Consider the following 17,501-nt stretch of genomic DNA (forward strand, 5'->3'; position numbering starts at 1 on the left):
CTAAAACGCTTCTCTTTCCTGATCCATTTGTGGAGAAAAGAGTGCAAAGGAGTAGCACGGGTTTATAACTTATTGATGAGCTTACACAGATCTGCACCGTAGAGACTAGCTCATCAGGAAGTAGGAATTTTCTGTTTGCGCATAGAATTTTTGTTAGGTTTAACGCAGAAAATTCCACCCCCTACTCACTTACCTAATGAAGCACTTGCTAGCATCCGAACGGCCACACAAGGTCGGTTTGCTTTCTCTACTTGTGATGGCGCTGCTAACCTTACAGGTCACTGTAGCCGCCGCTGCCGATAAAGAGCTCTATCAACTCAGGATTTACCACTTAAAAGACAAGCAGCAGGAAGAGCGGGTCGATGCCTTCTTGAAGGAAGCCTACCTACCCGCCCTGCACAAGCTCGGCCTCCAGAAAATTGGCGTTTTCAAGCCCATCGGCAACGACACGGCCGTCGACCGCCGGATTATGGTGCTGGTGCCGTTCAAGTCTTACAGCCAATTGCTGAGCGTGACCGACCGCCTAGAGCAAGACAAAAGCTTCGAGAGCAACAGCCAATACTGGACGGCTGCCTACAACAACCCGCCCTATACCCGCCTCGAAGTTGTTCAGATTCAGTCTATGTCGGATAAGCTGCAGTTGCAGGAGCCGCCCTTGAAAGGCCCACGAGCAGAGCGGGTGTACGAGCTGCGCAGCTACGAAAGCTCCAACGAGAAAATCCACATGAACAAGGTGCAGATGTTTGTGCAGGGCAACGAAATCGGTTTGTTCAAGCGCCTGGGGTTCAACGGCGTGTTCTACGGCCGGGTAATAGCGGGTAGCCATATGCCCAACCTGATGTACATGACCAGCTTCGAAAATAAAGCCGCCCGCGACGAGCACTGGAAAACCTTTGGCTCCGACCCAGAGTGGAAAAAGCTTTCGGCCCTGCCGGAATACCAGAACAACGTTTCCAAGAACCAGCAAATGTTCTTGTACCCTGTCGCGTACTCTGATTACTAAGAGGCCATCCAACTAGGCCTTCTCATTCCGACCTGTTCGGATGGGCTACGAATGGTCATCCAACCACAGTACCGCCTGCACTATCACAGAACGTCATGCTGAGCGCAGTTCCAGTATCTCTAGCTCACCTCCAACACAGGGGCGAAGCGGGCGAGATGCTGGAACTGCGCTCAGCGCGTAATGCCCTGTTGACACGCCCTTGGCTGCTCCTATTTTCGGTTAGCTTCGGAAGCGCTAAATGCCTACGCAACAACTCAGGTCAGTCGCCCCAAGTGGAACCTGCGGGAGCGAATCGGGCTTAGGTAGTACTTTCATGCCTGCACCATTGCCACACTCTGTTCCTTACCCATGTTTGACTCTAGTACTTTTCCAGGTGGACGGCTGTTTACTCATGCGTTGTTCGCCTTTAGTTTAGTTGCCTACGTGAACCCAACGTCTAGCCTGGCCCAAGCGGCCCCTGGCACCACCATAGCCACCCCTGCTAACCCTCTCCTAGCCTCCTGGACTGGCCCGTATGGCGGCTTTCCGGCCTTCGATAAAATGCAGGCTAACCAATTCAAGCCGGCATTGGAAGCGGCAATGGCTGAGAACCTGAAGGAAATCCAAGCCATTGCCAGCAACCCGCAGCCCGCTACGTTCGAGAATACCATTGCGGCTCTAGAGCGGGCCGGCAACACGCTGGAGCAAGTACAAACGGTATATGGCATTTGGTCGGGCTCCTTGAGCAGCCCGGAAATGCAGGCTATTCAGCGCGAAATGGCCCCGCGCATGGCTGCTTTCGGTGACCAGATAACGCAGAATACGGCGCTGTTCAAGCGCATCGAAACGGTGTACAACTCACCCGACAAGCAGAAGCTGACGCCCGAGCAGCAGCGCCTTACCTACGTGCGCTACAACGCCTTCGTGCGGGCCGGGGCCAAGCTCGATGCCACCGCCAAAAAGCGCCTGTCGGCCATCAACCAGCAGCTGGCGGGCCTGTTCACCAAATTCAGCCAGAACGTGCTAGCCGACGAAACTGACTCGGTGCTGGTGCTGAAAACGCCCGCCGACCTCGGCGGCTTGTCGGCTGGCCTGCGTGATGATGCGGCCAGCGCGGCTACCACCCGCAAGATTACGGCGCCCGGCGTCATCACCAACACTCGCTCCAGCGTCGAACCGTTCCTGACCTATTCCGACCAGCGCAAGTTGCGCGAAAAGGCCTGGCGCATGTTCTACAACCGCGGCGACAATGGCGGCGCCCACGACAACAACGCCCTGATTACCGAGATTCTGCAATTACGCGCCGAGCGGGCCAAGCTTCTGGGCTACAAAACCCACGCCCACCTACGCCTCGACAACACCATGGCCAAAACGCCCGAAGCCGCCATGCAGCTCATGGAGCAGGTGTGGGCGCCGGCCGTGGCCCGCGTGAAAGAGGAAGTGGCTGACATGCAGGCCCTTGCCAAAAAGGAAGGCGCCCCCGCCGACTTCAAAATCGAGCCCTGGGACTACCGCTACTACGCCGAGAAAGTGCGCAAAGCCCGCTACGACCTCGACCAAAACGAAGTACAGCAGTATTTGCAGCTCGACAAAATGCGGGAAGGCATGTTCTGGGTGGCCGGCGAACTGTTCAACTTCACCTTCAGCCCCGTTACCGATGTGCCCGTGTACCACCCCGACGTGAAGGTGTGGGAAGTGAAAGACAAAACCAGCGGCAAGCACGTGGGTCTGTGGTACTTCGACCCCTACGCGCGGCCCGGCAAACGCTCGGGTGCTTGGATGAATGCCTACCGCAAGCAAGAGCGTATGGGCGGCAAGGAAGTCGCGACTATTGTGTCCAATAACTCCAATTTCGTGAAAGGCAAGGACGGCGCCCCCACCCTCATTTCCTGGACCGACGCCACCACCCTGTTTCACGAGTTCGGTCACGCCCTGCACGGCTTGTCGTCGAACGTGACCTACCCCACCCTCTCGGGCACCAGCGTGGTGCGCGATTACGTAGAGTTTCCGTCGCAGGTGCTGGAAAACTGGCTGCCCACGCCGCAGGTGTTGCAGCGCTTTGCCTTGCACTACCAAACCGGCAAGCCCATTCCGCAGGCCCTCGTCGACCGTATCGAAAAGGCTTCCACCTTCAACCAGGGCTTCGAGACCACCGAGTTCTTGGCCAGTGCCCTCATCGACATGAAACTGCACTTGGCCGGCGACCAGAAGATTGACGCCGACAAGTTCGAGCGCGAAACCCTGGCGCAGTTGGGCATGCCGAGCGAGATTGTGATGCGCCACCGCACACCGCAGTTCTCGCACGTTTTCTCGTCCGATGGCTACTCGGCTGGCTACTACAGCTACCTGTGGTCGGTGGTGCTGGCCTCCGATGCGTATGGTGCCTTCACCGAAGCCGGCGGCCCCTACGACAAAGCCGTCGGCCAGCGCCTAACCAAGTACATCTTCTCGGTCGGCAATACTGTGGACCCCGCCGACGCTTACCGCAGCTTCCGCGGCCGCGACCCGAAAATTGATGCCCTCATGCGGGAGCGTGGCTTCCCGATGAAAGGCGCAAAAGCTGGCAGTAAGCAAGGTCCGGGTAGGCCAGTTGACGTACTGCCGAGGCAGCAAGCAAAGCGCAAGTAGCAGAGTTTGTCTTTCGTTATAGCTTCAGGAAAGCCCCATTATTGGGGCTTTCTTTTTGCGTCAAGCGTAATTGTAGGAGAACGTCATGTAGAGGCGGAGCCGAAGCATGACGTTCTCCTACAATTACGCACTGGCGACTTTCCAAAGGACTCTTTATTCTGCCAACCTTAATGCATGGGGAATAAAGCCTTGAACCACCATGCAGCCTCTGTGGCCTCACTGCTCTTTTGCGCTTTCTCGAAGCATAGTTGCCAACTATCCTGATTAGCTAAATTCAGGAAGCTAGCTAATCAGGATAGTTACCTACCTTGCGGGGCTGCAACTTCTATTTATGTCGAAGCCCACGGAAACACCGCCTTTACCCAACGGCACCCCGCATCCACACCAGTATTTTCTGGCGGCTGCTACGGTTTCCACGCTCACCGACGCTGCTGTGGCCCGGCACTACCCACCGCTATTCGTTACCGACTCTTACGCCCTGACGGCCGTTCAGCCGGAAAGTCTAACGCTGGATTTCGGTTCGTTTACCAGCTCGGCACCCGCTCCCGGCCTGTCACGATTTCCTTCGGTGATTGTAGAGCAGCAGGCGCAGGGAGTACTACTTTCCTGTGCCTGCCTCACGGAAAAAACCACCTTGTGCGAGCACCAAGCGCAAGTGCTGCTTAGCGTGATGCGCCGCAAAGAGTTCCGGGTGTTCTTCGACCCGGCACAGCGCCGCACGCTGCTGCAAGCCACCGCCCGCGACTACGGTCTGGAGCACGCGCCCGACTTGGACGAGCATTTTCAGCTAACCTACGTGCGGCCCTCGGTGGTGGTAAGCCCGCGGCACGCCGGGCTCTACCCCGTCACGGCGGCGACCAAGCAGGAACTGGTGGGGCAGCTGTTGCCGCAGCGCCATAACGTGCTGCCTACGCCCGATGAAACACGACGCTTTGTGGTGTTTGGCAAACACAAGTACTACGGCCACCTAACCATTCAGCTGGCGGAAGCGCCGTTTACGCCGGCTGGCAAAGTCAAGAATCCGGTAGCAGTCCTCAACCCCTTGGATGCTAGCTGGAAAACTGATGATGCGGCAGAATTGAAGTTTTACACCGGCCTGGCCCGCTTCCAAAACAACTACGACGACTCCCGCTCCACGGTGGCCGTGGAGGCGCTACGGGCGGTGTTGCACAACCCCATCAGCCTGCCCATTTTCGGCCACAACCCTACCGTATCGGAGAAGCTGACGGCACCTTCGCTCACGCGGCTGCGGCTGCGCACGGCTCCGGCCGACTTACGCTTATCCGTGCATCTGAAGGGGGAATTTTACGAGGTAACGGGGGTGCTGCAACTCGATAAGCAGCCGGTGGACCTGAAAACGCTGGCGGTACGCTACGACTATTTTGTGGTGGTGCAGGAGGTGTTGTACCTGGTGGAAGACCCGGACATTTGGCGGGTTATCGAGTTTTTCAAGAAGCGCAACAACACCCTGCTTGTCCACCAAAGCAAGTTTGCGGAGTTTCAGTTGGACGTGCTGGCCAACCTGGAAGACCGGCTGCGCATCACCTACTCCTACGCCCGCCCTGCCACGCCCCAACAGCTCCTGTCCAGCGGCTTTCTAGAGGCGCCCGAGAAGCTGCTCTACCTCACCGATGCTGGCGCGCATGTAGAGGTGCTGCCCGTGATGCGCTACGGCACGATGGAGGTTTCTATTCTATCGCGCAAGCAGCTATTCGGGGTGGATGAGCTAGGCAACCCGTTTGCGCTGGAGCGTGACGAGGTGCAGGAACAGCGCTTCGCCGCGGCCCTGCTGCGCCACTACCCCGAGTTTCAGGAGCAGATGCAGTACAGCTCCTTGTATGTACCCAAGGCACTGTTTTTGGAGGAAGAATGGTTTCTGACAGCTTTCGAGGACTGGCAAAATCAGCAGATCAGCATCCTCGGCTTCAACCAGCTCAAGAAAAACGACCTCAACCCGAACCGGGCGCGCATCTCGGTGCGCGTAACCGGCGAAACCAACTGGTTTGACACCCAGCTCCGGGTCCGCTTCGGCAAGCAAAAAGCCACCCTCAAGCAACTGCATCAAGCCGTCCGCAATAAAAGCCACTATGTGCGCCTCGACGACGGCACCCGCGGCATCCTGCCCAAAGAATGGGTGGAAAAGTTTGCGCGCTACTTCGCCGCCGGCCACGTCGTGGATGACCAACTCCGAACGCCCAGCATCAATTTCTCGGCCATTCAGGAACTCTACGACCCCGAAGCTCTAGCCGCCGAAGCGCAAGCGCAGCTAGCCACCTACCAACACGCAGTAGTTGACTTGGCCGCCATCGAGCCCGTGGCGGTGCCGCCCGGCTTGCAGGCCACCATGCGTGAGTACCAGCGGCAGGGCCTCAACTGGCTGAACTTCCTGGATACGTTCAACTTCGGTGGCTGCCTCGCCGATGATATGGGCCTCGGCAAAACCTTGCAAGTATTGGCCTTCATCCTACTCCAACGCGCCAAAGGCCGCACGGCCGCCAACTTGGTGGTTGTCCCTACTTCGCTGGTGTTCAACTGGCAGGCCGAGGTGAAGAAGTTTGCACCGGCGTTGCGCGTACACGTGCTGCACGGCACCGCCCGCAGCCTCACCCCCAAGGAGTTTGAGGCCTTTGACATTGTGCTGACCACCTACAACACCATGGTTTCCGACGTTCGGCAGCTCAAGGAATACTGCTTCAACTACGTGTTTCTGGACGAGTCGCAGGCCATCAAGAACCCGGAGTCGCAGCGCTACAAGGCGGCTTGTTTGCTGCAAGCCCGTAACCGGGTGGTGCTTACGGGTACGCCCGTAGAGAACAATACCTTCGATTTGTACGGGCAGCTTTCTTTTGCCTGCCCTGGCTTACTCGGCAGCAAGCAGCACTTCAACGACATCTATGGGAGCCCCATCGACAAGTTCAAGGACGACAAGAAGGCGCGGGCGCTGCAACGCAAAATCAGCCCTTTCGTGCTGCGCCGCACTAAGGCCCAAGTGGCCCGCGAGCTACCCGACAAAACCGAGATGGTGCTCTACTGCGAAATGGCCGACGAGCAGCGGCGTATCTATGAAGCCTGCAAAAAAGAGTACCACGACCTGCTGATGGGCATTCACGAGGAAAACCTACCCAAAAGCAGCATGCACATCTTGCAAGGCCTCACCAAGCTGCGCCAGATCTGCAACTCCCCCGCCCTACTGCCCGACGAAGCCAGCTACGGCCACCAGTCCGCCAAGCTGGATGCTCTAATGGAAGAAATCCGCAGCAAGGCTCCGCAGCACAAAATCCTGGTTTTCTCGCAGTTCGTGACCATGCTCGACCTCATCAAGCAAGAGTTACAAACGCATGGCATAGCCTTCGAGTACCTAACCGGCCAAACCAGAAACCGCGCTGCCACCGTCAACAACTTCCAGCAAAACGAGGCTGTGCGCGTGTTTCTAGTAAGCCTAAAAGCGGGCGGCACCGGCTTGAACCTCACCGAAGCCGACTACGTGTACCTCGTGGACCCGTGGTGGAACCCGGCCGTGGAAAACCAGGCCATTGACCGCAGCCACCGCATCGGCCAAGACAAAGCCGTGGTAGCCGTGCGCCTCATCTGCCCCGACACCATCGAAGAAAAAATTATGAAGCTCCAGGAAATGAAGCGCGAACTAGCCGACGGCCTTATCAAGACCGACGCCGGCTTTATCAAGGCGCTAACTCAACAAGAGTTGCTGGATTTATTCAATTAGCTAGCGCACGTTGCAGAGTAATTGCAACGTGCGCTAGCTAGTTGCCTACGCTTAGCGCGTGACGAGCAACTTCACCGTTTCGCGCTTGTTGTTGACTCGTAGCACGCACGTGTACAAGCCCGCGGTTAGCTTCTGGCTGTTGAGCGGCAGCTCATACCGCTGACCTTTGCGCACGGTGCCCTCGTACAAGCTGGCTACCTGTTGGCCCAGTTGGTTGTAGACCAGCACCTGCGCGGCCCCATTCTGCACTGGCCGGAAACTCACCGAGGCTTGGTCGGCAGCTGGGTTAGGGTACACCAACAGGTCCTGCACAGCAGCGCTAGTGGCAGCCAAAGCTGGGCGAGTAGTTAAAATAGCAGCCGGGGCGCTAAGCTGATTGTATTTGATGATGAGGTAGTCGGGGTCGGAGCTAGTGGTGAAGGCGGTGCCGCCCACGTAGACATTGCCAGTAGCATCCACTACTATACCAACCGGCCTGTTGTTGGTGATGCTGGGACTGTTGTCGCGCGTTTCCCACAGGACCTGGCCGCTGGCCCCGGCGTACTTGATGGTGTTGTAGTTGATGCTACCGGCAACGGAAATGCCCGTTACGTAGGCGTTGCCGGCACCATCCGTAGCCAGATCAACGGCCTGATCGGTGCTATTGCCAGCTCCGTTGATGACCTGCCAGAGCTGCTGGCCGGTAGCCCCATCACACTTGGCCGTCACCCACACGCGCTGGTTACTACTACCATTGAGGAAGCCCGTGCCAGTCACCAACACGTTGCCGGCCGCATCGGCCGCTATGGCGGCGCCGTCGGCGAAGTATTGGGCGGTCCAGAGGAGTTGACCGCCGGGCGAATACTTGAGCGTGTTCGTACCCGTCACGTACACGTTGCCCGTTGCATCTACGGCTATGTCGGTGGGGTTTTCTTGGCGCACGGGGTCGTTGTATCGCGCCTCCCACAGTTCCTCGCCACCAGCCGAGTACTTGATGGTGACCATGATAAAGTCGTTCGGTGGTGGCGCCGAAGAAGTTCCGGTTACGTACACATTGCCAGCGGCATCCAGCGTTATGCGAGAAGGCACCTCGTTGCTACTGACCCCCTGACCAAAATACTGTCTGCGCCAAAGCTGCTCGCCGCTGGGAGAATATTTGATGGTCGTGTAATCGTAGCGAGTAGAAAGGCCCATGACCGAAGCACCCGTGACGTACGCGTTGCCGACCGCATCGACCACCAAGTCTTTCACCTCGTTTCCGCGGTTCAGGGTACTTCCGAAGTAGCGTCTGCTCCAAATTACTTTTCCACTGGCACCGTCGTATTTAATAGTATAGTACTCGTTGTTATTGGTGCCGGCCATGTACACATTGCCGGCCGCATCCATGTCCACCACCGGGTTACTCTCGAGAGTTAGTGCAATCGGAAGGCGTGCCTCCCAGAGCTTTTGCCCGCTAGCCGTGTACTTGACAGTGGCATAGACGAGGATGCCCCGAACGTTGCGGGAGCGGCCCGTCACGGCTACGTTGCCGGCCGGATCCACGGCCATGTCCGTGGCCTGGCTGGGAATACCGCCAAGCCGGGTGCCTTCATAACGAGTGGCCCACAGCTGTTCACCGCTGCTTTGGTCGTACTGAAGGGTGGCATAGTCGAAGTTGTTGGGGCCGGCAAACGAAGTACCCGTGACTGCCACCCCGCCGTTTCCGGTCACGGCGATGCTGGTTGGTTCGTCGTCACCGTTGGCGGGGCCACTGTAGCGACTAACCCAGGTGGAGCGACCCACGAATTGCTCTATATACCGCACGGTAACGTAGTCGCACTGGCTGCCTTGATACGAGCGCCCGGTTACATACACGTTGCGGTTTGCATCTACGGCGAGGTCAGTAGCTTCGTCGTAACTTCTATCAGGCCCAGCATAACTGTTTCCCCACCGTGTCTGTCCGGTGGTCCCGATGTACTGGATAGTCATGTAGTTCCAGTCGCCGTTTCCGGTATCCGCGTAGCCCGTAACGGTCACGTTGCCGACGTTATCTACTACGACAGCCGTGGCTTCGTCGTAGCTATTGCCGTTGCCATTGTAGCGGGCAGTCCAGAGTTGCTGGCCGCTGCTGGTGTAGCGCACGGTGGCATAGTCGTAGCTGGTGCCGCTGTCGGAGGTACCCGTTATGGCTACGTTGCCAGCCGCATCCACGGCCAGGTCGCGCACCAAGTCGTAGCTGTTGGCGGGGCCGTTGTAGGCCGCCTCCCATACCTGGGCGCCACTGCTGCCGGCGTACTTGAGGGTAGTATAATTGCTCTGGTTGCCGTTGTAGGCAGTGCCCGTTACGTACACGTCGCCGGCGCCATCAACGCCTAAGGTGGTGGGCACCTCGTCGCTGGTTCCGCTACCAGTGTAGCGCGTTGCCCAAAGCTGAGTGCCACTCTCCGAATATTTCACCGTCGCGTAGTCGTAGCTGGTGGTGGGGCCATTGTAGGAAGTCCCGGTTACGTACACATTGCCGGCGGCGTCCACGGCCAGGCTGGTGGCCAGATCGTCTCGGTTGGCGGGGCCGTTATAGCGGGCCGTCCACAGTTGCTGGCCAGCGGCCGAGTACTTGATGGTGGTGTAGTCATAAGTGCCGAAGTTCTCCACTGAATAGCCGGTCACGTACACATTGCCACTGGCATCCACGGCTATGTCGGTGGCTATATCGTCTTGGCTACCAGGGCCGTTAAAACTAGCTACCCATTGCTGTTGACCACTAGGTGAATATTTCACCGTGACGTAGTTGTAGTCGCCGGGCGATGCTTCGAGGGAGGTATATTCTTCAAACGAGTAGCCAGTAACATACACATTGCCGGCAGGGTCCACGGCCGTGCTGGTGGCCACGTCGAAGCTTGTTTCGGGTGCATTGTAGCGGGCTACCCACTGCTCACTTACCGGGCCCGAAGCCACACCCTGCGCACGAACTGCATGCGCCAGGTCGGCCGGTTTGAGGGAAGTACCCAGCAGAGCGCGTTGCTGGGCCAATTGCTTAGCCGACATGCCGCCAAGGGCAGGTAAGGGTTGGCGCAAAGGCACCGCTCCCTTTGGCACTGTAACCTGCGGTAGCAGAGCAGGCACCGGCTTTTGCATCCTGCCAGCCGACAGCGGCGAATCAATTTGGGCCTGAGCGGTTAGCCCACAGAGGAGCCAGACAGCTGCCAGCGGCAGCATACGGGTGGAAGCATGTCTCATAGTAAATAAGGTTGGAAGGAGGAAAGGAAGTGTACAAGCACCTTGTATCGGAGCAGGTCCTGAATAGTATAATCCAACGGGATATCACACTACGTCACGTAGTTGTAACCTAATGCGCAACAACTAGACGCACGGTTTCGCGCTGCCCATTCACAAGCAACGAGCAGGTGTAGAGGCCCGGAGCCAAGTGCTGACCATCCAGAGCCAGCGTATACCGCTGGCCCTTGTGTACGACACCCTCATACAGGGACGTCACCTGCCGGCCCAGCTGGTTGTAGACCAGCACCTGCGCGGCCCCATCCTGCACCGGACGGAAGCTCACCGAGGCGGCCCCAACCGTGGGGTTAGGGTACACTGATAAGTCTTGCGCGCGCTTGCGCGCGGTGGCCACGACCAGTGGAGCACTAGTTGGGGGTGTCGCGGCCAAGGCCATTGGCCGTGTGGAAAGGCCGACTGAACCATACTTGAGGGTGGCAAAATCGTACCCTGTGCTGCCGCCTAACGAGAAGCCCGTTACGTACACATGGTTGGATGCGTCCACGGCTATTGCCGCCGGCTCGTCGTAGCTGTTGCCGGAGCCGTTGTAGCGGGCCTGCCAGAGCTGCCGCCCGCTGGCTGCCGCATACTTCACTGTCGCGTAGTCAGAGGTACCGTCGCTGTTATAGGATAAGCCGGTTACATAGGCGTTGCCCGCCGCATCCAGAGCCAGAGCGGCCGCCTCATCGTAGCTGCTGTCGGGGCCGTCGTAGCGGGCTTCCCAGAGTTGCTGGCCGCTGGCCGAATACTTGAGCGTCATGTAGTCCCAACCGCTGCCCGTGTAGGAAGTGCCGCTCACATACGCGTTGCCGGCCGCGTCCAGTGCTAAGTCGGTCGACAGGTCATAACTGTTACCAGGCCCGTTGTAGCGGGCCACCCAGAGCTGCTCACCACTGGGTGAGTACTTGAGCGTGGCGTAGTCATACTTGCTTGCATCACTCTCACTTTCTGAGCTACCCGTTACATACACATTACCCGCCGCGTCTACGGCCAGGGCCGTAGCGATGTCCTCTTTGCGGGAAGAGCTCGGACTGAGGCCGTCATAGCGAGCCACCCAGAGCTGCTGGCCGCTGGCCGAGTACTTCACGGTGGCGTAGTCTAAACTCGATTGGTAGAAACTATACCCCGTTACATAGGCATTGCCCGCGGCATCTACAGTTATGGCGGTGGCCCCACTAGTAGAATAAGGATAGCCGCTATAGCGTTGAGCCCATACTTGCTGCCCACTGGCCGAGTACTTCAGCGTCAGGTATTCGATGCTGCCCCGGGGACTGGCGTCAATGCCCGCGGCTTCCCCGGTCACGAACACGTTGCCGGCAGCGTCTACGGCCAGCGCAAAGGCATACTTGTTTCCTTGGCCCAAACCGCTGTAGCGGGCACTCCACAGCTCTTGGCCGCTCGGTGAGTACTTGACGGTAATGTAGTCATAGCGGCTGCCATTGCCCAAGGAATAGCCCGTCACGACTACATTGCCGGCCGCGTCCACGGCCAGGGCGGTAGGAATTTCGTCGCCATTGGCGGGCCCGTTGTAGGTGGCCTTCCATAGTTGCTGGCCGGCGGCCGAGTACTTGACGGTGGCATAGTCGTAGTTGCGCCCGTTGTAGGCATAGCCCGTCACGTACACGTTGCCGGCCGCGTCGGTTACCACGTCGGAGGCCACCTCGTCGCTGGTGCCAGTGCCCGTGAAGCGCGCTTCCCAAAGCGGAGGCAGGTTGCTGGGCTCATACTTGACAATGGCGTAATCGGAATTACTTTGCTGGGATGTGTTATAAGAGCTTCCTGCTACGTACACGTTGCCCACCGCGTCCAGCGCTATTCTAGAGGCGTAGTCATTGTTGCCGCTAGGGCCGTTGTAGCTGGCTTCCCAGAGCTGCTGCCCTGTAGCGCCATTGTATTTGAGGGAGGCATAGTCGCTCTGGCCGTTGCTAAAGGAATAGCCGGTCACGTACACGTTGCCGGCGCCGTCTAGGGCTAAATCGTTGGCTTGGTCGTAGGTACTACCCGCTTTGTTGTAGCGCGCTTCCCAGAGTTGCTGGCCGCTGGCCGAGTACTTGAGCGTGGCTGCATTGTACACCTGGCTAACGCTGGTACCAGAGTAACCAGTTACGTATACACTACCGGCTGCATCTACGGCCAGGCCTGTGGGCAAGTCTGAGTTATTGCTGGGCCCGTTGTAGGTGGCCACCCAGAGCTGCTGCCCGCTCGGCGCGTACTTGACGGTGGCGTAGTCAGGGTTGTTCGAGCCCGAGGAAATACCCGTCACATACACGTTGCTGCCCGCGTCCACGGCAATATGAGTGGCCGTGCTGTTGTTAACCGGACCACCATAGAAGCTGGCCCACACTTGGGTTCCGGTTGCACTGGCGTACCGGCAAGTGAAATAACGTACGCCGGAAGCTCCGCTCGTACCCGTCACGTACACGTCGCCAGCGGCATCCAGGGCCAAGTCGGTGGCCGAGTCGCTGTTGCGGCCGGCCACTGAGTCCAGCGTCGACCAAAGCTGCTGGCCCGTGGCGCCATCGTACTTGACGGTGGCATAGTTGCGGAAAAACGTGCGTGGTTCGTTGGGAGGGCTAAAGGTGGACGTGCCGGCCACAACCACGTTGCCGGCCGCATCCACCGCCAAGCCAGCCGGCGCATCCAGGGCTCCTCTTCCGTCGCCCAAACCGCTGTAGCGGGCCACCCAGAGCTGCTGCCCGCTCGGCGAGTACTTGACGGTGGCATAATCGTAATTCCGGCCGCCCAAGTCACCTGGACCGTATATAATTGACGTACCGGTTACGTACACATTGCCGGCCGCATCTAGCGCAATAGCAGTAGCTTGGTTGTTGCTGTTTGGGGTGCTCATCCCAACGGTTGCATTGTAGCGCACTGTCCATAGCTGCTGTCCACTGGGCGAGTACTTCACGGTCACGTAGTCGGCGTAGGCGCCGGAGTTGCCGGTTACGTACACGTTACCCGCGGCGTCCACGGCCATGTCCTTGAACGTATTATTGTCACTACCCGGGGCGTGGTAGCGAGCCACCCACGCTTCGCGCACCGTTTCTGTGGTGCGGGCTTGGTCGCGGGCTTCTTCAGCCCGGGTGGCTTGCATTGCCCCGGGGCGGGCAACCGGATGCCGCTGGATCAGCCCGGCGGGTGTGTTGCCGGCTGAGGCGCGGCGGACAGCCAATTCTTTGAACGGTGACGGCTCTTGCGGCAACGCAGGCATGGGCTGCTGCGCTTGGTGAGTTGGCACGGCCTGCGCCCGAACTGCGGACACTTGAACAAGTAACCCTGCTGCTAAAAGCAGCAAACGCGTATAAGCACGTCTCATAGTAAAATAGCTAAAAGTGGGGAAGGAAGTTTGCAAGTAGCCTATGTCCGAGAAGAGCCTGAACAGTGCAACCTTAGAGCATGCCACGTCACGTAGTGGCATCTTAATGGTTGATTTGGAGCCTTACGGTTTCGCGCTGGTCATTCACAAGCACCGAGCAAGTGTACAAGCCCGGCGCTAACTGCTGCCCGTCCAGGACCAGGGTGTAGCGCTGACCTTTGCGCACGGCCCCGTGATAGAGTGAGGCTACTTGCCGGCCTAGCTGGTTGTAGACCAGCACCTGCGCCGCGCCGTCCTGCACCGGCCGGAAGCTCACTGAGGCCTGCCCCGCCGCAGGATTAGGATACACCGACAGGCCCTGCACATGCTTGCTGGCTACCGGTCCCACGGCTAGCGGAGTGCTGGCTTGAGCTTGAGGTGCCGAAGCCAGCGGCTTGGCAAAGAGGTTGACGAAGCCATAGGTCAGGGTGGCAAAATCATAGCCTGTGCTGCTGCCCAATGAAAAGCCCGTCACGTGTACACGGTTGGCTGCATCTACAGTTATTGCCGCCGGCTCGTCGTAGCTGTTGCCGGAGCCGTTGTAGTGGGCAACCCACTGTAGCCGGCCGGTGGTAGTGTTCGGGCTGGGACCGGGCGCATACCGAACCGTGGCAAAGTCGCTGGTGCCATCGGTGTTGTACGACAAGCCCGTGACATAAGAATTACCTGCCGCGTCGAGGGCTAGCGCGGTAGCTTCGTCGTAGCTGTTGGCGGGACCATCATAGCGGCTCGCCCAGATACGTTGGCCCTCCCGATTGTAACGCACGGTGCTATAGTCGGCACTGGAGCCCCCGTATGAGGTACCGGCTACCACGATGTCGCCCTGGCTGGTAACAGCTAGGTCTGCCAGTATATCGTCTCCATTAGCAGGGTCGTTATACTGGTTTGCCCAGGCTTGCGAGCCGCCAAACGTCTCGTACAGAACCGTGGTAAAGTCGGAGCCGGTGCTCTCCCCCTCGGAGGTACCCGCCACGACGACACGGCTTGGCGAACCAATGAGAACTAGTTTCGTGGCCTCGTCATACCCGTTGTTGGGGCCGTTGTAGATGCTTTCCCACACTGGCTGCCCACTGGTACTAGCGTACTTGACCGTAGCGCAGTCACTGCTGCTACTTGAGTAAGTGGTGCCGGTCACGTATACATCTCCTACCTCATCCACCACCAAGTCAGCGGCCAGATCGAAGCTGTTGGTGGGCCCGTTGTAGGTGGCCTGCCATAGTTGCTGGCCGGTGGCTGCGTTGTATTTGACTGTGGCGTAATCATAACTAGTAGTGCTACCGTTATCAGACGAGCCGGTCACGTACACGGTGCCTCTCCTGCCTACCTCTACCTTAGTCGCTAGGTTGTAGCCGTTAACTGGACCGCTGTAGTGCGCTTGCCATATTTGCTGGCCGGTAGGCGAATACTTGATGGTAGCATAATCGCTCTTGGCTAGGCCATGCGAAGTGCCACTTACGTACACGTTGCCTGCGGAATCCACTACCACGTTGGTGGGCAGGTCTTCGCCGTCGGCGGGCCCGTTGTAGCGGGCCTCCCACAGTTGTTGGCCGGTAGGAGTATACTTCACCGTGGCATAATCGTAGTTGCGCCCATTGTAGGCGTAGCCGGTTACATACACGTTGCCAGACGTATCCGTAACCACGTCTTCAGCCCCCTCCGTACTGGTGCCGGGGCCGGTGAAGCGCGCTTCCCATAGCTGCCGTAACTCAGATTGGGTGTACTTGACGGTGGAGAAACTGCGGGTGAAGACGCCGCTGAAAGAGGTCGTTCCCGTTACATATACGTTGCCCGTTGCATCAACGGCGAGGTCCGCCACCTCGTCCATATTACGACGGACCGTAACCCTGTCGTAGCGGATGTCCCACACCTGCTGCCCGGTGGCCCCGTTATACTTCACGGTGAGGTAGTCGGTCGGAATGCTGAGCAGAGGCTGTGAATCACCGCTCACGTACACGTTGCCAGTCGCATCCAGTACCAGGCGCCGAGCTACGTCAAAGAAAACACCGGCAGGAGCCGGGGAATCAGGGTATACGCTGAGGTAGATAGCTTCCCAAAGCTGCTGGCCAGCGGTTGAAAATTTAACAGTGGCATAACGGGTGCCGGAACTGTTACCATTAGTGGTGGTACCCGTGATGTACACGTTGCCGGCCGCATCCACGGCCGCGTCTACCATTTCGTCGCGGCCATTGCCGGAGCTGTTGTAGCGGGCCTCCCATACTCGCTGGCCCGTGGCTCCATTGTACTTGCGCGCCACATAATCAAGATTGTTGTTGCCACTATCCACGCTGCCCGTCACGTACGCATTGCCGGCCGCATCCAGGTCCACTGCGCCGCCCGGGCCAGGTGTAGCCCAAATTAATTGCCCGCTAGCCGTGTATTTGCTGACGCCGTTTCCCGTCAGGTACACGTTGTTTGCTGCATCCAGCGCTATATCTCCGCCCGTTGCCGTCCAGAGTTGCTGCCCGCTCGGCGAGTACTTGACGGTAGTAGTGCCCGCTACATACACATCACCCAATCCATCGACCACTACTTTAGATGGTACATCAGTGCTGTTGCCTGGCCCATTATAGACGGCCACCCAGAGCTGCTGGCCGCTAGCCGAATACTTGATGGTGGCATAGTCGGAGGCAGAACTAGTAGCTCGAGTGGGGCCCGTCACGTACACGTTGCCCATCGCATCCACTGCTACGTCAGTAGCTCCACCAGTATCTGAATTTGGCGCCGTGTTATAGCGTGCTGTCCAAAGTAGTTGGCCGCTGGGAGAATATTTAAGGGTAATGAAATCGTTACGTGAGTCGCCAGCGCGAAGCCCAATCCCAACCACGTAAAAATTGCCGGCCGCGTCCACGGTCAAGCCTGTAGCCCTATCACTTCGGCTACCAGGTCCTTGATACTCAAAGAAGCCCGTTTCAGTTACCGTTTCAAAATTCAAAGTTGATTCCTGGGTTCTGCGCACCGAGGCGCCAAGCTGAGGCAGCTCTCCCATTTGAGGGCGTTGCGGGAGTCGCCCGCCCTTGGTGGCCGCAGCCGCGGCTTTGGCAGTGAGCAACGACGGGTGCAAGGCCGGGATGCCAGAAGGCCGGGCTGGCGCATGGGGTAGAACAGGAAGTGGCCGCCGCGTTTGGACATCCGATGCGGCTGAACTGAGTTGTGCTTGGGCAGTTGGCACTTGAACAAGCAACCCTGCTGCTGCTAGCAGCAAACGCGTAAAAGAGTGTTTCATAGAGTGGGGATAAGAAACAGAACAACAGAAATGAAAAGGAAGACCAGCCTTAGGCACAAGGCACACTATAAAAGCAGAAGGACAGTTTCAATCCGGGCATTCCTCTAGTCAGCTATTCTAGGTGGTTGCGCCACGCCAATAACTTGCCTCTACTAGCATCCGATTTATTGTAAAATATCAAAAAATAATATGCAAAATACTACATATAATTTAGGTAATATTTACAGCAGCAAGTGCGTACCGCCCGCTCCTTCCGGGCCCCCACCCTCTGCACGTAGCACTAGTTAACACGCACAAAAAAGCCCTCCAGATTTAGTCCAGAGGGCTTTTTGTAGATACTAATGCTACCTAGTAGTTG

Annotated in this window: 6 protein-coding genes; 3 read left to right on the forward strand and 3 right to left on the reverse strand. The window is 58.1% G+C overall.

The genetic code is table 11. From position 1 onward, the window contains the following. Positions 1 to 238: 238 nt before the first annotated feature. The 3 genes from MTX78_RS13715 (at position 239) to MTX78_RS13725 (ending at position 7,334) form a co-directional block, all read left to right on the forward strand. Positions 239 to 1,003 carry an NIPSNAP family protein gene (locus tag MTX78_RS13715; RefSeq protein WP_243795167.1) on the forward strand — a complete coding sequence of 255 codons (765 nt, stop codon included), beginning with the start codon at positions 239 to 241 and terminating at the stop codon, positions 1,001 to 1,003. Positions 1,004 to 1,426: 423 nt separating this feature from the next. Then, positions 1,427 to 3,610 (forward strand): M3 family metallopeptidase, encoded by a 2,184-nt coding sequence (locus MTX78_RS13720; protein ID WP_243795169.1) that lies wholly within the window; start codon positions 1,427 to 1,429, stop codon positions 3,608 to 3,610. A gap of 331 nt (positions 3,611 to 3,941) precedes the next feature. Beyond that, positions 3,942 to 7,334 carry a DEAD/DEAH box helicase gene (locus MTX78_RS13725; protein WP_243795170.1) on the forward strand — a complete coding sequence of 1,131 codons (3,393 nt, stop codon included), beginning with the start codon at positions 3,942 to 3,944 and terminating at the stop codon, positions 7,332 to 7,334. Between the two features lie 51 nt (positions 7,335 to 7,385). Here MTX78_RS13725 and MTX78_RS13730 read toward each other — a convergent pair whose 3' ends face one another. The 3 genes from MTX78_RS13730 to MTX78_RS13740 all read right to left on the reverse strand — a co-directional run bounded on the left by MTX78_RS13730 (position 7,386) and on the right by MTX78_RS13740 (position 17,143). Next, complete coding sequence (locus tag MTX78_RS13730; protein WP_243795172.1) at positions 7,386 to 10,529, reverse strand: SBBP repeat-containing protein; 3,144 nt, start codon at positions 10,527 to 10,529, stop codon at positions 7,386 to 7,388. A gap of 109 nt (positions 10,530 to 10,638) precedes the next feature. After that, a complete protein-coding gene (locus MTX78_RS13735) occupies positions 10,639 to 13,881 on the reverse strand; it encodes an SBBP repeat-containing protein (protein ID WP_243795174.1) in 3,243 nt (1,080 codons plus the stop codon). Between the two features lie 103 nt (positions 13,882 to 13,984). Beyond that, positions 13,985 to 17,143, reverse strand: a complete 3,159-nt coding sequence (locus MTX78_RS13740) for an SBBP repeat-containing protein (protein ID WP_243795176.1) — start codon at positions 17,141 to 17,143, stop codon at positions 13,985 to 13,987. Positions 17,144 to 17,501 lie beyond the last annotated feature (358 nt).

Source organism: Hymenobacter tibetensis (assembly GCF_022827545.1).
GTDB lineage: Bacteria > Bacteroidota > Bacteroidia > Cytophagales > Hymenobacteraceae > Hymenobacter > Hymenobacter tibetensis.

What these genes read in the sequence shown, in the direction of transcription:
- MTX78_RS13725 (WP_243795170.1), top strand. Translation starts at nt 3,942, where the DNA reads ATGTCGAAGCCCACGGAAACACCGCCTTTACCCAACGGCACCCCGCAT.
- MTX78_RS13730 (WP_243795172.1), bottom strand. Translation starts at nt 10,529, where the DNA reads ATGAGACATGCTTCCACCCGTATGCTGCCGCTGGCAGCTGTCTGGCTC.
- MTX78_RS13735 (WP_243795174.1), bottom strand. Translation starts at nt 13,881, where the DNA reads ATGAGACGTGCTTATACGCGTTTGCTGCTTTTAGCAGCAGGGTTACTT.
- MTX78_RS13740 (WP_243795176.1), bottom strand. Translation starts at nt 17,143, where the DNA reads ATGAAACACTCTTTTACGCGTTTGCTGCTAGCAGCAGCAGGGTTGCTT.